Annotated in this window: 14 protein-coding genes and 1 pseudogene; 9 read left to right on the top strand and 6 right to left on the bottom strand. The window is 54.4% G+C overall.

Annotated features, from left to right (window positions below; all coding sequences use genetic code 11):
* Positions 1 to 52 precede the first annotated feature (52 nt).
* From pnp to mtr, 5 genes are all read left to right on the top strand, one after another.
* Positions 53 to 2185: a polyribonucleotide nucleotidyltransferase gene (gene pnp / locus WC7_RS04920; protein ID WP_008785911.1), complete on the top strand. Its 2133-nt coding sequence runs from the start codon at positions 53 to 55 to the stop codon at positions 2183 to 2185.
* A 109-nt stretch (positions 2186 to 2294) separates the two neighbouring features.
* Positions 2295 to 3179, top strand: coding sequence for a lipoprotein NlpI (gene nlpI, locus WC7_RS04925; RefSeq protein ID WP_003024982.1), 885 nt, complete (start codon positions 2295 to 2297; stop codon positions 3177 to 3179).
* 106 nt (positions 3180 to 3285) lie between these two features.
* Positions 3286 to 3366 (top strand): protein YrbN, encoded by an 81-nt coding sequence (yrbN, locus tag WC7_RS26855; RefSeq protein ID WP_010723222.1) that lies wholly within the window; start codon positions 3286 to 3288, stop codon positions 3364 to 3366.
* A complete protein-coding gene (locus tag WC7_RS04930) occupies positions 3359 to 5290 on the top strand; it encodes a DEAD/DEAH family ATP-dependent RNA helicase (RefSeq protein ID WP_016154665.1) in 1932 nt (643 codons plus the stop codon). Before yrbN ends, WC7_RS04930 begins: the two co-directional genes overlap by 8 nt.
* Positions 5291 to 5443: 153 nt before the next feature.
* The gene (mtr, locus tag WC7_RS04935; RefSeq protein ID WP_016154664.1) at positions 5444 to 6688 is read left to right on the top strand and encodes a tryptophan permease; all 1245 of its coding nucleotides are present in this window, start codon (positions 5444 to 5446) and stop codon (positions 6686 to 6688) included.
* Positions 6689 to 6777: 89 nt separating this feature from the next.
* Here the strand turns inward: mtr and WC7_RS04940 are convergent, their stop codons facing one another.
* From WC7_RS04940 to WC7_RS04950, 3 genes are all read right to left on the bottom strand, one after another.
* Positions 6778 to 7785: a luciferase-like monooxygenase gene (locus tag WC7_RS04940; RefSeq protein WP_016154663.1), complete on the bottom strand. Its 1008-nt coding sequence runs from the start codon at positions 7783 to 7785 to the stop codon at positions 6778 to 6780.
* 80 nt (positions 7786 to 7865) lie between these two features.
* Positions 7866 to 8744 (bottom strand): U32 family peptidase, encoded by an 879-nt coding sequence (locus WC7_RS04945; RefSeq protein ID WP_016154662.1) that lies wholly within the window; start codon positions 8742 to 8744, stop codon positions 7866 to 7868.
* Between the two features lie 8 nt (positions 8745 to 8752).
* A complete protein-coding gene (locus tag WC7_RS04950) occupies positions 8753 to 9748 on the bottom strand; it encodes a ubiquinone anaerobic biosynthesis protein UbiU (RefSeq protein ID WP_016154661.1) in 996 nt (331 codons plus the stop codon).
* Between the two features lie 219 nt (positions 9749 to 9967).
* On the opposite strand from WC7_RS04950, the gene WC7_RS04955 reads away from it, so the two are divergent.
* Both WC7_RS04955 and WC7_RS04960 read left to right on the top strand, forming a co-directional pair.
* Entirely contained in the window at positions 9968 to 10492 is a 525-nt protein-coding gene (locus WC7_RS04955) for a ubiquinone anaerobic biosynthesis accessory factor UbiT (RefSeq protein ID WP_016154660.1), read from the top strand.
* Positions 10486 to 10989, top strand: coding sequence for a GNAT family N-acetyltransferase (locus tag WC7_RS04960; RefSeq protein WP_016154659.1), 504 nt, complete (start codon positions 10486 to 10488; stop codon positions 10987 to 10989). The genes WC7_RS04955 and WC7_RS04960 overlap by 7 nt, the downstream gene beginning before the upstream one ends.
* On the opposite strand, the pseudogene WC7_RS04965 reads toward WC7_RS04960, so the two are convergent.
* Positions 10976 to 11285, bottom strand: a pseudogene (locus WC7_RS04965) (GIY-YIG nuclease family protein). The gene WC7_RS04960 and the pseudogene WC7_RS04965 overlap by 14 nt on opposite strands.
* Before the next feature lie 43 nt (positions 11286 to 11328).
* Here WC7_RS04965 and WC7_RS04970 point away from each other — a divergent pair.
* Both WC7_RS04970 and WC7_RS04975 read left to right on the top strand, forming a co-directional pair.
* Positions 11329 to 11757, top strand: a complete 429-nt coding sequence (locus tag WC7_RS04970; protein ID WP_016154657.1) for a YhbP family protein — start codon at positions 11329 to 11331, stop codon at positions 11755 to 11757.
* 37 nt (positions 11758 to 11794) lie between these two features.
* On the top strand, positions 11795 to 12430 hold the full coding sequence (locus tag WC7_RS04975; protein WP_016154656.1) for an NAD(P)H-binding protein: 636 nt from the start codon (positions 11795 to 11797) through the stop codon (positions 12428 to 12430).
* 49 nt (positions 12431 to 12479) lie between these two features.
* Here the strand turns inward: WC7_RS04975 and dolP are convergent, their stop codons facing one another.
* Entirely contained in the window at positions 12480 to 13055 is a 576-nt protein-coding gene (dolP, locus tag WC7_RS04980; protein WP_016154655.1) for a division/outer membrane stress-associated lipid-binding lipoprotein, read from the bottom strand.
* Positions 13056 to 13064: 9 nt separating this feature from the next.
* On the bottom strand, positions 13065 to 13655 hold the full coding sequence (diaA, locus tag WC7_RS04985; RefSeq protein ID WP_003024948.1) for a DnaA initiator-associating protein DiaA: 591 nt from the start codon (positions 13653 to 13655) through the stop codon (positions 13065 to 13067).
* Positions 13656 to 13661: the final 6 nt, after the last annotated feature.

Here is a 13661-nt window from a genome sequence, read left to right as displayed (position 1 = left end):
ATTAACGATGGCGCAAAAATGTGCCGTCAAAAAATAGAGAAAGGATATTAATTTGCTTAATCCGATCGTTCGTAAATTCCAGTACGGTCAGCATACCGTTACGCTGGAAACCGGCATGATGGCGCGTCAGGCGACTGCCGCTGTTATGGTTAGCATGGATGACACTGCGGTATTCGTTACCGTTGTTGGCCAGAAAAAAGCGAAACCAGGCCAGGACTTTTTCCCACTGACCGTTAACTATCAGGAGCGTACCTACGCTGCTGGCCGTATCCCGGGTAGCTTCTTCCGTCGTGAAGGCCGTCCGAGTGAAGGCGAAACTTTGATCGCGCGTCTGATTGACCGCCCGGTTCGCCCGCTGTTCCCGGAAGGCTTCGTTAACGAAGTTCAGGTTATCGCGACCGTTGTTTCCGTTAACCCGCAGGTTAACCCGGATATCGTGGCAATGATTGGTGCATCTGCTGCGCTGACTCTGTCTGGCATCCCATTCAACGGCCCGATCGGTGCTGCACGTGTTGGTTACATCAATGACCAGTACGTACTGAACCCGACTCAGGACGAACTGAAAGAAAGCAAGCTGGACCTGGTTGTTGCTGGTACTGAAGCTGCCGTACTGATGGTTGAATCCGAAGCTGAACTGCTGAGCGAAGACCAGATGCTGGGCGCTGTAGTATTCGGCCACGAACAGCAGCAGGTTGTTATTCAGGCTATCAACGAGCTGGCGAAAGAAGCTGGCAAACCGCGTTGGGACTGGCAGCCAGAAGCCGTCAACGAAGCGCTGAACGCACGCGTTGCAGCACTGGCAGAAGCTCGTCTGAGCGATGCTTACCGTATCACCGACAAACAAGAGCGTTACGCTCAGGTTGACGTGATCAAATCTGAAACCATCGCGACTCTGGTGGCTGAAGACGAAACCCTGGACGCTAACGAACTGGGTGAAATCCTGCACGCTATCGAGAAAAATGTTGTTCGCAGCCGCGTACTGGCAGGCGAGCCGCGTATCGATGGTCGTGAAAAAGACATGATCCGTGGTCTGGACGTGCGTACTGGCGTGCTGCCGCGTACCCACGGTTCCGCACTGTTCACCCGTGGTGAAACTCAGGCGCTGGTTACTGCGACCCTGGGCACCACTCGTGATGCGCAGAACCTTGACGAGCTGATGGGCGAGCGTACTGACAACTTCCTGTTCCACTACAACTTCCCTCCGTACTGCGTAGGTGAAACCGGTATGGTCGGTTCTCCGAAGCGTCGTGAGATTGGTCACGGTCGTCTGGCGAAGCGTGGCGTACTGGCAGTGATGCCGGAACTGGATAAATTCCCGTACACCGTACGTGTGGTTTCGGAAATCACCGAATCTAACGGTTCTTCTTCCATGGCTTCCGTATGTGGTGCCTCTCTGGCGCTGATGGACGCAGGCGTGCCGATCAAAGCTGCCGTTGCGGGTATCGCGATGGGTCTGGTGAAAGAAGGCGACAACTTTGTTGTTCTGTCTGACATCCTGGGCGACGAAGACCACCTGGGCGATATGGACTTCAAAGTGGCGGGTTCCCGCGACGGTATCTCTGCACTGCAGATGGATATCAAAATTGAAGGTATCACCAAAGAGATCATGCAGGTTGCTCTGAACCAGGCTAAAGGTGCGCGTCTGCACATCCTGGGTGTGATGGAACAAGCGATCAACGCACCGCGTGGTGACATTTCTCAGTTCGCTCCGCGTATCCACACCATCAAGATCAGCCCGGACAAGATCAAAGACGTTATCGGTAAAGGCGGTTCTGTTATCCGTGCTCTGACCGAAGAAACCGGCACCACCATTGAAATTGAAGATGATGGTACTGTGAAGATTGCTGCGACCGACGGCGAGAAAGCGAAATATGCTATCCGTCGTATCGAAGAGATCACCGCAGAGATCGAAGTAGGCCGTATCTACAATGGTAAAGTGACCCGTATCGTTGACTTTGGCGCATTCGTTGCCATTGGTGGCGGTAAAGAAGGTCTGGTACACATCTCTCAGATCGCTGACAAACGCGTTGAGAAAGTGACCGATTACCTGCAGATGGGCCAGGAAGTACCGGTCAAAGTTCTGGAAGTTGATCGCCAGGGCCGTGTACGTCTGAGCATTAAAGAAGCAACTGAGCAGTCTCAGCCTGCAGGCGAACCGGAAGCTCCGGCAAGCCAGGGCGAGTAAGGTTGCCATTGCCCTCCGTGAAAGCGGAGGGCTTTTAACCCGGCAGGACGCCTTGTTAGCAACCGGGGAACCTGGACGTTCATTCAATCGTTGTCTTCGGGAGTGGGAAATGAAGCCTTTTTTGCGCTGGTGTTTCGTTGCGACAGCACTCACGCTGGCTGGATGCAGTAATTCCGCCTGGCGTAAGAGTGAAGTCCTCGCAGTACCATTGCAACCGACTTTGCAGCAGGAAGTGATTCTGGCACGTATGGAACAAATTCTTGCCAGTCGGGCTTTAACCGATGACGAACGCGCACAGCTTTTATATGAGCGCGGAGTGTTGTATGATAGTCTCGGTCTGAGGGCACTGGCGCGAAATGATTTTTCACAAGCGCTGGCAATCCGACCAGATATGCCTGAAGTATTCAATTACTTAGGTATATATTTAACGCAGGCAGGCAATTTTGATGCTGCCTATGAAGCGTTTGATTCTGTACTTGAGCTTGATCCAACTTACAACTACGCGCACTTAAATCGCGGTATCGCATTGTATTACGGCGGTCGCGACAAGTTAGCGCAAGATGATCTGCTAGCGTTTTATCAAGACGATCCCAATGATCCTTTCCGTAGTCTGTGGCTTTATCTCGCCGAGCAGAAGCTCGATGAGAAGCAGGCTAAAGAAGCGTTAAAGCAACGCTTTGAGAAATCGGATAAAGAGCAATGGGGATGGAACATTGTCGAGTTCTACCTGGGCAACATTAGCGAAGCAACGCTGATGGAACGCCTAAAGGCGGACGCAACGGATAACACCTCGCTCGCTGAGCATCTCAGTGAAACCAACTTCTATTTAGGTAAGTACTACCTAAGTCTGGGGGATTTGGACAACGCTACGGCATTGTTCAAACTGGCGGTGGCTAACAACGTTCATAACTTTGTTGAGCACCGATACGCATTGTTGGAATTATCGCTCCTGGGCCAGGACCAAGATGACCTGGCAGAATCGGACCAGCAATAGCTGACGTACACATCAGCCCGTAATCTTTTTTGATTGCCATCACCTTCACGGGTGAGGGCGTTGTTGTTCGTTAATACACCTACTTTGAGCCGGTTCACACTTTTCAATGAAAATTGCAGATCAATTTCATGATGAGTTATGTAGACTGGCCGCCATTAATTTTGAGGCACACGTACTACATGGCTGAATTCGAAACCACTTTTGCAGATCTGGGCCTGAAGGCTCCTATCCTTGAAGCCCTTACCGATCTGGGTTACGAAAAACCATCTCCAATCCAGGCAGAGTGCATTCCGCATCTGCTGGGCGGCCGCGATGTTCTGGGTATGGCCCAGACGGGTAGCGGCAAAACTGCAGCGTTCTCTTTACCGCTGCTCAACAATCTTGATCCTGAGCTGAAGGCACCTCAGATTCTGGTGCTGGCACCGACCCGCGAACTGGCGGTTCAGGTTGCAGAAGCCATGACGGATTTTTCTAAACACATGCGCGGCGTGAACGTGGTTGCCCTGTACGGCGGCCAGCGTTATGACGTGCAATTACGTGCCCTGCGTCAGGGACCACAGATCGTTGTCGGTACGCCGGGCCGTCTGCTGGATCACCTGAAGCGCGGTACTCTGGACCTCTCCAAACTGAGCGGTCTGGTACTGGACGAAGCTGATGAAATGCTGCGTATGGGCTTCATCGAAGACGTTGAAACCATCATGGCGCAGATCCCGGAAGGTCATCAGACCGCTCTGTTCTCCGCGACTATGCCGGAAGCGATTCGTCGTATTACCCGCCGCTTTATGAAAGAGCCGCAGGAAGTACGCATTCAGTCCAGCGTAACTACCCGTCCTGACATCAGCCAGAGCTACTGGACCGTCTGGGGCATGCGTAAAAATGAAGCGCTGGTGCGTTTCCTGGAAGCAGAAGACTTTGATGCGGCGATTATCTTCGTTCGTACCAAAAATGCGACCCTGGAAGTGGCAGAAGCGCTGGAGCGTAGCGGTTATAGCAGCGCTGCACTGAACGGCGACATGAACCAGTCCCTGCGTGAGCAGACTCTGGAGCGTCTGAAAGATGGCCGTCTGGATATTCTGATTGCTACCGACGTTGCGGCCCGTGGCCTGGACGTTGAGCGTATCAGCCTGGTTGTTAACTACGACATCCCGATGGATTCCGAGTCTTACGTTCACCGTATCGGCCGTACTGGTCGTGCGGGCCGTGCGGGTCGCGCGCTGCTGTTCGTTGAGAACCGTGAGCGTCGTCTGCTGCGTAACATCGAACGCACCATGAAGCTGACTATTCCGGAAGTAGAACTGCCGAACGCAGACCTGCTGGGCAAACGCCGTCTGGAAAAATTCGCCGCTAAAGTACAGCAGCAGCTGGAAAGCAGCGATCTGGATCAGTACCGTGCTCTGCTGGCGAAAATGCAGCCGGAAGAAGAACTGGATATCGAAACGCTGGCAGCCGCACTGCTGAAAATGGCTCAGGGCGAACGTCCGCTGATCCTGCCGCCAGATGCGCCGATGCGTCCGAAACGCGAATTCCGCGACCGTGACGATCGTGGTCCGCGTGACCGCAACGATCGTGGCCCGCGTGGTGACCGTAATGACCGTGGTGGTGAAGACCGTCCGCGTCGTGAACGTCGTGACGTTGGCGATATGCAGCTGTACCGCATTGAAGTGGGCCGTGATGACGGTGTTGAAGTCCGTCATATCGTTGGTGCGATTGCTAACGAAGGCGATATCAGCAGCCGTTACATCGGTAACATCAAGCTGTTTGCTTCCCACTCAACCATCGAGCTGCCGAAAGGTATGCCGGGCGACGTGCTGCAGCACTTTACCCGTACTCGCATCCTGAACAAGCCGATGAACATGCAGCTGATTGGCGATGCAGTTCCGCACACCGGTGGTGAGCGTCGTGGCGGTGGCCGTTTCAGCGGTGAGCGTCGTGAAGGCGGTCGTGGCGAAGGTCGTGGTTTCAGCGGCGAGCGTCGTGAAGGCGGTCGTAGCGAAGGTCGTCGTTTCAGCGGCGAACGTCGTGAAGGCAACCGCGGTCCGCGTCGTGAAGATTCTTCTGCTCCGCGTCGTGATGATTCCGCTGGTCGTCGTCGTTTCGGTGGTGATGCGTAATCCATGCGAAATTACGGTTTAATACCGTAAAGTAAAATATACAGCCCCGATCTCAACAATCGGGGCTTTTTTTATTTCATTTGTACTCGTGTACTGGTACAGTGCAGCACATTGAAATGTAGTCACAATATAAATGACTGGAGAGATGGCTAAATGGCAACACTAACCACCACCCAAACGTCACCTTCGCTGCTTGGCGGCGTGGTGATCATCGGCGGCACCATTATTGGCGCGGGGATGTTTTCTCTGCCAGTGGTCATGTCCGGGGCGTGGTTCTTCTGGTCAATGGCGGCGCTGATCTTCACCTGGTTTTGTATGCTGCACTCCGGGCTGATGATCCTTGAAGCTAACCTCAATTACCGCATTGGTTCCAGCTTTGACACCATCACGAAAGATCTGCTGGGCAAAGGCTGGAACGTTGTGAACGGCATCTCGATTGCTTTCGTTCTCTATATCCTTACCTATGCGTATATCTCGGCGAGCGGTTCGATCCTGCATCACACCTTCTCGGAGATGTCGCTGAACGTTCCGGCGCGTGCGGCAGGTCTTGGTTTTGCGCTGCTGGTGGCGTTCGTGGTGTGGTTAAGCACCAAAGCGGTTAGCCGCATGACGGCGATTGTGCTGGGCGCGAAGGTGATTACTTTTTTCCTGACCTTCGGCAGTCTGCTGGGGCATGTTACGCCCACTACGCTGTTTAACGTGGCGCAGAGCAACGCTTCGTATACGCCGTACCTGCTGATGACGTTACCGTTCTGCCTGGCCTCATTCGGCTATCACGGCAACGTCCCGAGCCTGATGAAGTACTACGGCAAAGATCCGAAGACCATCGTTAAGTGCCTGGTGTACGGCACGCTGCTGGCGCTGGTGCTGTATACCGTATGGTTGCTGGGGACGATGGGTAACATCCCGCGTCCGGAATTTATCGGTATTGCGCAGCAGGGCGGTAACATTGATGTGCTGGTACAGGCGCTGAGCGGCGTGCTGAACAGCCGCAGTCTGGATCTGCTGCTGGTGGTGTTCTCCAACTTTGCGGTGGCGAGTTCATTCCTCGGGGTCACGCTCGGTCTGTTTGACTATTTGGCGGATCTGTTTGGCTTTGATGACTCGGCAATGGGACGTTTTAAAACGGCATTGCTGACGTTTGTCCCGCCGATTGTCGGTGGCCTGCTGTGGCCGAACGGTTTCCTGTACGCCATTGGCTATGCAGGGCTTGCCGCGACCATCTGGGCCGCCATTGTTCCGGCGCTGCTGGCCCGTAAATCCCGCGAGCGTTTCGGCAGCCCGAAATTCCGTGTCTGGGGCGGCAAGCCGATGATTGCGCTGATCCTGGTATTCGGTATCGGCAACGCGGTTATCCATATTCTGTCGAGCGTGAATTTGTTGCCTGTGTACCAGTAACCTTTTAGTGCCGGATGGCGGTTGCGCCTTATCCGGCCTATACGATCTCGTAGGCCCGGTAAGCCAAATGCCACCGGGCAAAACAACGATTACCCCACCAACTCTTCTTTCACCTGCATCGCCAGGTCAAACGAATGTAGCCGTGCCTGATGATCAAAAATCTGGCCGTTAACCATAATTTCATCGGCCTGGGTTTCACGCAAAATGGCGTCGAGACCGTGTCGCACTTTCGCTTTATCACCAACCAGCGACATGCTCAGAGCCTGTTGTACGCCGTACTGCTCGGAAGCGGACCACAGCTGATGCATATTCTCTACCGGTGGCGGTAGCTGGCCGGTTTCGCCACGACGCAGTTTCACAAACGCCTGCTGCATTGAGGTGAAAAGAAATTCGGCATCGCGGTTGCTGTCGGCGGCAATGATGTTGATGCACACCATCGCATACGGCTTTGCCAGCCGCGCTGAGGGCTTGAACTGGGTGCGATACAGATGCAGCGCCTGATGCAACATATCCGGAGCAAAGTGCGAGGCGAAGGCAAATGGCAGGCCGAGCTGGGCTGCCAGCTGTGCGCTGTACAGGCTGGAGCCTAATAACCAGACCGGGATCTGCTCGCCGTAGCCGGGAACCGGGCGTACATGAGGATTTGGATCGCGGGCGTCGAACCAGTCCACCAGTTCAGCTACGTCGCGCGGGAAGTTATCGATATCACCACTCATATGGCGGCGCAACGCGCGCATGGTCGGTTGGTCGCTACCCGGCGCGCGGCCAAGCCCGAGATCGATTCGTCCCGGATACAGCGTATTCAGGGTACCGAACTGCTCGGCGATCACCAGCGGCGAATGGTTGGGCAGCATAACGCCGCCAGAACCAAGATGCAGCGTGGTGGTATTGGCCGCCAGATAGCCAATCAGCACAGAGGTCGCCGCGCTGGCGATGCCGGTCATGTTGTGATGTTCTGCCAGCCAGTAGCGGTGGTAGCCGCGCTTTTCGGCCAGTCGAGCGAGATCAAGCGAGTGTGTGAAGGCCTCTTTTGCCGAAGATCCTTCAGGGATCGGCGCCAGATCCAGCACCGAGAACGGAATAGTTTTGTCAGTCATAACGGCTCACTTTGTTACCGGTTAATCTTTTAATACTGCATTAAAGATTAGCGAATGTTGTTAACAAAGTGAGCTATTAATCACGACTGTAGTTCAAGACCTGCCAGTCGCTTCCAGTAGCCGTTGCAGTCGCTGTGGGCAGCAAGCGGTAATGGGGCAGTGCCATTTTCATTGGCGCGGAAGGCATCGAGCATAGCGAACGTGTCGCTGCCTGAAGGGGACAGACGCACAATATCAACCAGACCCTGCATCGATGTCAGCTCGTTGCCGAGGTTGTAAACATAGCCGCTCATAGTCTGGATGCCGTTGAGGACAAAGACCTGCTGATTCTCCTGCGACAGCACATCGCGCCCATTCGGGTATTTGATGCAGCAGGTTTCACACTCGTCTTTTGGACGGTCTTCAGAGCGTGCGGTAAAGCAGCGGGCAGAGTACGCCAGCGGCAGATGCCCGTAGCTCAGTACCTCTACTTCAAACTGATTGCGAATACCCAGCTCTTCACACTGGTTAAGCAGATTGACCAGCCAGTCACGGGACAGTTCTACCGGCATACACCAGCGCACCATGCCCTGCCTGAGCAGCAAACGCAGGGTTACCGCGTTGTAGCAGTTGAGCGCATGCCCGGCGACAAACGGCAGCTTACGCTCGGCGCACATGTTTACCACGCCGAGATCGCTGGCTTCCAGCAGGAAGTCGCCGTTTTCGACATAGCGTTTCAGTTCTCCCAGCTCAGAGGAGGCCTGCACCAGCGCCAGCGTTGACAGCACCACCTGTTTACCGCTGCCAGCGAGCGATTTCGCCATATCGATCCAGTCGCCTACTTTGGTGGCGCGGCGTTTACTGCACACCGCTTCGCCAAGGTAGATAACGTCGGCCTGGCTGGTGGCGGCCTGCTGATAAAAATCTTCCAGCGTTTCTTTCGGCCAGTACCACAGCACCGGCCCTAAGGAATATTTCATTGCTTCTCTCACTGCCATTTACGGTGATACGCGCCAAGCGTGGTCTGCGTGCCTTCGGACATTGAACCGAGCGTTTCCATCCACGCGGCCTGTGGGGCGTAGTTTTGCGGGTCGGCCATACAGCGGTCGATCGCCTGGCGCCACACTTTCGCCACCTGGCTGACGTAGGCCGGGCTACGCTGACGCCCTTCGATTTTCACCGAGGCAATATTGGCCGCCAGCAGTTCTGGCAGCAGCTCCAGCGTATTCAGGCTGGTGGGTTCTTCCAGCGCATGATAGCGCTCGCCATCAACCAGATAGCGGCCTTTACACAGTGTCGGATAACCGGCGTTTTCTCCGTCCTGATAACGGTCGATCAGCACTTCATTAAGACGGGATTCCAGCCCTTGTTGGGTCTGCTGCCAGCGAACAAAACGGGCAGGGGAGCAGGCGCCAACCGTATTAGGAGACTCGCCCGTCAGATAGGATGAAAGATAGCAGCGGCCTTCCGCCATAATGCACAGACTGCCAAAGGCGAACACTTCCAGGGGAACTGGCGTGACGCGAGCGAGCTGCTTCACCTGGTGAATAGACAGTACGCGCGGCAGTACCACGCGGGCGACATCAAAGTTGCGATGATAGAAATTAATCGCCTCTTCATTGGTTGCAGATGCCTGAACAGAGACATGACGCTCAATATGCGGGTAGCGCTCTGCGGCATACTCAAGCATGGCGAGGTCGGCGAGGATCAGCGCATCCGCACCCAGTTGCGCCGCCATATCTACGGCACGTTGCCAGCGCGCGTAACCATCCGGATGCGCAAAGGTGTTAATCGCGATGTGCAGCTTACGGCGGTGCTGATGGACAAAACTCACCGCTTCCTGCAATTTTTTCTCGGTAAAATTAAGGCCGGCGAAATGACGGGCGTTGGTATCATCTTTCAGCCCGATGTAGACCGCATCAGCGCCGTTCTCAATGGCCGCCTTAAGCGCCGGGAGGTTTCCGGCAGGGCAGAGCAGCTCCATAATTTATCCTGAACGTTGCGCCGTAAAGGGCGCAGAAATGTTAACGAAGAGGGATTTTAGTTAACCTTGCTGAGACAATTTTTGATTTGAGGCAGTTAAAGTCGTATTGGTGATACCAATAAGAGGCAACAATTTCGTAGCGAATTGTTGATTTATGCCGCTATGTCGTTTATTTGATATGGCAAAATAGCAGGATAATTGAAACAGGGAGTAAAGCTCGTGTTGGATAAACTGCGTTCACGCTTAGTACATTTTGGTCCTTCTCTGATGAGTGTACCGGTTAAACTGACGCCCTTTGCGCTGAAGCGCCAGGTTCTGGAGCAGGTCCTGAGCTGGCAGTTTAGTCAGGCGCTGGCCGATGGGGAGCTGGAGTTTCTCGACGGTCGCTGGCTGAGCATTCATGTGCGTGACATTGGCCTTAAATGGTATACCTCTGTTGAGAACGATAAACTTATCGTCAGCCAGAATGCAGAGGCGGATGTGAGTTTTAGCGCGGATGCCAGCGATCTCCTGATGATCGCGGCGCGTAAGCAGGATCCGGATACGCTGTTCTTCCAGCGTCGCCTGGTGATTGAAGGTGATACAGAATTAGGGCTGTATGTTAAAAATCTGATGGACGCCATCGAACTGGATCAGATGCCTAAAGCGTTGCGCGTCATGCTGATGCAGTTGGCGGATTTTGTTGAGGCGGGAATGAAAACGTCGCCAGAAACCAAACAGACTTCGGTAGGTGAGCCATGCTGATTCGAGTTGAAATTCCCATTGATGCCCCAGGTATTGATGCATTGCTGCGTCGTTCATTTGAGAGCGATGCGGAAGCCAAATTAGTGCACGACCTGCGTGAAGACGGTTTCATAACGCTGGGTCTGGTTGCTACCGATGACGAAGGTCAGGTAGTGGGTTACGTCGCGTTCAGCCCTGTCGATGTCCAGGGCGAAGACCTGCAATGGGTCGGCATGGCGCCGCTCGCGGTGGATGAAAACTACCGTGGGCAGGGCCTGGCGCGTCAGCTGGTCTATGAAGGACTCGATTCCCTGAACGAGTTTGGTTACGCCGCGGTGGTTACGCTGGGCGATCCGGCGCTGTACAGCCGCTTTGGTTTTGAGCTGGCTGCCCATCATGACCTACGTTGCCGCTGGCCGGGCACCGAAAGCGCGTTCCAGGTTCATCGCCTGGCGGAAGATGCGCTGGAGGGTGTGACGGGCCTTGTGGAATACCACGACTACTTCAATCGTTTTTAAGCGCCGGGGGTTTGCAGGCTGCTCAGTAGTGCCTCAAGCCCTTCGCCTTCAACAAGGCGCTCTTTCTGCCGCTTTGTAAGCTGTTTGACGCGATATTCTAAGCGCAGGGCCAGCGAACGGTCGCCGACCTGAGCCGCAAATGCCAACGTGAGTTCCCCCTTTCCGCGCAGCGCCTTCGCGCCTTTCCCACTTTGATGCTGCTTATAGCGGCGCTGCACATCGGTGGTTATTCCGGTGTATAAGGCGTTGTCCGCAGTACGGATCAGGTACAGATACCAGGGTGTCATTGTCACCATCGACGTGATAATTTTCAGGCCTACAGTATAAAAGAGAACAGAAATGGAAACACTGACTGCGGTGACCCGCTGGCTGGCAAAGCAGCACGTCGTGACCTGGTGTGTACATCATGACGGTGAATTATGGTGCGCCAATGCGTTTTACCTGTTTGATGCGCAGAAGATGGTGTTTTATGTGCTGACCGAAGAGAAAACGCGCCATGCGCAGATGTCCGGGCCGCGCGCGGCGATTGCCGGCACGGTAAATGGTCAGCCCAAAACGGTCGCCCTGATTCGTGGCGTACAGTTTAAAGGGGAAATCCGGCGTCTTGAAGGGCAGGAGAGTGAAGCCGCGCGTAACGCCTACAACCGCCGTTTCCCGGTTGCCAGAATGCTGCCTGCGCCCGTATGGGAGATTCGACTGGATGAAGTCAAATTCACGGACAACACGCTGGGCTTTGGCAAAAAAATGCACTGGCAACGTGATCTATAGTTAATAGAGTGATTAAAGAGTCAGGGGAAGATTAGCGATGAGTCAGGTGTTAATAACAGGCGCAACGGGGCTGGTAGGCGGAAATTTGCTGCGTATGCTGCTCAATGAACCCCGGGTCAATGCCATCACGGCGCCGACACGTCGACCGCTGGCTGATACGGCTGGCGTCTATAATCCCTATGATCCGCAGCTAACCGATGCGCTGGCGCAGGTCACCGATCCGGTAGATATTGTCTTTTGTTGTCTGGGAACCACCCGGCGTGAAGCGGGTAGCAAAGAAGCGTTTATCCATGCTGACTATACTCTGGTGGTGGACACGGCCCTGACGGGGCGTCGGTTGGGCGCTCAGCATATGCTGGTGGTCAGTTCGATGGGGGCCAATGCCAATTCACCGTTTTTTTATAACCGGGTGAAAGGGGAAATGGAGCAGGCGCTGATCGCGCAAAATTGGCCGCGGCTGACGATTGTTCGGCCTTCAATGTTACTCGGAGAACGGGATAAACAGCGGGCGAATGAGAGGTTTTTAGCGCCGTTATTTCGGCTGCTGCCGGGGAACTGGAAGTCGATTGAGGCGCGTGATGTAGCCCGGGCTATGCTGGCGGAGGCACTGGCGCCTGGACATGAAGGCGTTTCGATCCTGACCTCTTCCGAACTGCGCGAAAGAGCCAAATAAAATGCCGGAGAGGACGCTCTGGCGTCCCCATCCGGCATTTGTAGCAGTCTTACTTAATAAACGTAAAAGCCGTCGTGACGCGTTTCACGCCGCTTACCCGGCTGGCGATGTCTGCCGCAGCCTTCGCTTCACGTTCAGTTACCAGACCCAACAGGAACACTTCCCCGTTTTCGGTGGTGACTTTCACGTTAGAGGATTTCACCTGATCGCTGGTCAGCAACTGGGAACGTACTTTAGTGGTTATCCAGGTATCGTTAGACGCATCGCCCAGGCCGATTGGCTTACCCTGACGGATCTCATTAAAGACCTCAGTAGTACCTTCTACGCCCATCGCAATCTGTTTTGCCCGCGCAGACAGTTCGCTATTTGGCGACTGACCGACCAGCAGCACTTTACCTTGATACGCGCTCACGTTGATACGCGCCTCTTTCTTGATCTGGGCATCTTTCGACAACGCGGTATTGACGCGTAATTCCAGGGTTCCGTCATCTACCTGGGTGCCTACACTGCGAGGATCCGTCGCGGCTTTGGTGCCGACAGCAGCAGTTCCGACAACGGCGGCAGCGACACAGCCTTGCAGTAGCAGGGCAGCGATAATCACAGCAAGCGGCGAAAATGCCTTCATGTGTACTCCTTAATCATCCTGGTGAGGGAAAAGCGTGTTATCGATGAGATCGCAAAGGCAGTTGACCGTCAGCATATGCATTTCCTGAACGCGGGCGCTGTGGTGTGAAGGGATACGGATTTCAACATCCTGCGGCCCCAGTAACCCGGCCAGCTCCCCTCCGTCATACCCGGTCAGTGCGACAATTGTCATGTCGCGTGTCACGGCGGCTTCAACGGCTTTTACGATATCGCGGCTATTACCACGCGTAGAGATTGCCAGCAGAACATCACCTGCATGTCCCAGCGCACGGACTTGTTTTGCATAAACTTCATCGTGCAGGCGATCGTTGGCAATCGCAGTTAAGACCACATTATCAGTATTTAGTGCAATCGCAGGTAAACTTGGGCGCTCTGTTTCAAAACGATTGATCATGCTGGCAGCAAAATGCTGTGCGTTGGCAGCGGACGTCCCATTACCACAACAGAGAATTTTGTTGCCATTGAGCAGGGACTGAACCAGCGTCATGGCTGCACGGGAGATCGCATCCGGAAGTGCTTCAGCCGCAGCTATCTGAGTTTGAATGCTTTCTGTAAAGCAGACTTTAATTCTATCTAACACGCTAAT

The sequence above is a fragment of the Citrobacter sp. KTE151 genome (genome assembly GCF_000398845.1).
Taxonomy (GTDB): domain Bacteria; phylum Pseudomonadota; class Gammaproteobacteria; order Enterobacterales; family Enterobacteriaceae; genus Citrobacter; species Citrobacter braakii.
This window is presented reverse-complemented; position numbering and strand designations above follow the sequence as displayed.